The 1271-nt window shown below is 68.7% G+C and carries 1 protein-coding gene; it reads left to right on the top strand.

What is annotated here, in order from left to right:
* The first annotated feature begins 156 nt into the window (after window positions 1-156).
* The gene (locus KUM40_RS20230) at window positions 157-1248 is read left to right on the top strand and encodes an ISAs1 family transposase (protein ID WP_254395394.1); all 1092 of its coding nucleotides are present in this window, start codon (window positions 157-159) and stop codon (window positions 1246-1248) included.
* The last annotated feature ends 23 nt before the right edge of the window (window positions 1249-1271 follow it).

Raw genomic sequence — 1271 nt, 5'->3', positions numbered from 1 at the left:
AAAGTTGTTCTGTAGCCCTGTGACGTGGGGGTTTGCGGGTGGACAAGTGCGCGGGCGTGCTCCGGTCCGGTTGGATGGAGGTTCCTACGCCTTGCCGTCCGACCAGGGGATCACGCCCGCGCCATGTCATCGTCTCTCATCCCCGCGCCCGTTCGCATGTCCGTCCCGGATCACGAGCTCCTCGTCCAGATGCTCGCCGAGATACCCGATCCGCGTCGGCGGCGCGGGGTCCGGCATCCGGTGGGCGCTCTGATCGCGGTGTCGGTGTGCGCGGTGGTGGCCGGAGCCCGGGGGTTCACCGCGATCGGGGAGTGGGTCCGCGACGCGGGAAGTGCCGCGCTGGAACGGCTGGGTCTGGAGCGAGGCGGGGTGGACGAGTCAACGCTGCGGCGCCTGTTCGCCCGCCTCGACGCGGACCGTCTCGATACGGTGCTGGGAGTCTGGGCCCTGACCAGGACCGCACGTGTCGCGGGCCGCAGGGTGGTCGCCATCGACGGCAAGACGGTTCGCGGTGCACGCGGCGGCGGCTCTGCGGCCCCGCACCTGGTCGCTGCCCTTGCACACGGGGCCGGGACGGTGCTCGGCCAGGTCGCGGTGAGTGAGAAGAGCAACGAGATCCCTGCCGCCCGGGAACTGCTTCAACTCCTCCACCTGGACGGCGTGGTCGTCACGATGGACGCTCTGCACACTCAGCACGACACCGCGACCTTGATAACCGGGGCCGGCGGTGACTACGTCCTGACCGTGAAGGCCAACCAGAAGACTTTGTACTCTCAGCTCAAGGCGCTTCCCTGGGCTTCGATACCCGCCGTCACCAGGACGGACCGAGGACATGGGCGCCGTACCACTCGCACGGTCAAGGTCGTTGACGTGCCGGCGTGGGTCGAGTTCAGCGGAGCCACGCAGATCGCCCAGTTGCGGCGCACCGTCACCAGGAAGGGACGACGGAGCATCGAGATCGTCTACCTGATCACCAGCGCGGATGCCCGCACCGCGCCGCCTGCCGTCCTGGCCACATGGGTGCAGTCGCACTGGGAGATCGAGAACCGCCTGCACTGGGTCCGCGACGTCACCTTCGACGAGGACCGCTCCCAGATCCGCACCGGCAACGCACCCCGCGTCATGGCGGGCCTGCGCAACACCGCGATCACGCTGCTGCGCTTGGACGGACACCACAACATCGCCGCTGCCCTACGGCATCACGCACGCGACACCGACCGCCCCATCAACCTGCTCCTGGCGGCGTGAGCAACGACTTTGCCGGGGCCCTG

Source organism: Streptomyces sp. AC512_CC834 (genome assembly GCF_019049325.1).
Lineage (GTDB): Bacteria > Actinomycetota > Actinomycetes > Streptomycetales > Streptomycetaceae > Streptomyces.
Note: the sequence above shows the minus strand (reverse complement) of the source record. Positions and strands in the feature narration are given on the sequence as shown.

Coding starts and splice junctions, on each gene's coding strand:
- KUM40_RS20230 (WP_254395394.1), top strand. CDS start 157: ATGTCCGTCCCGGATCACGAGCTCCTCGTCCAGATGCTCGCCGAGATA.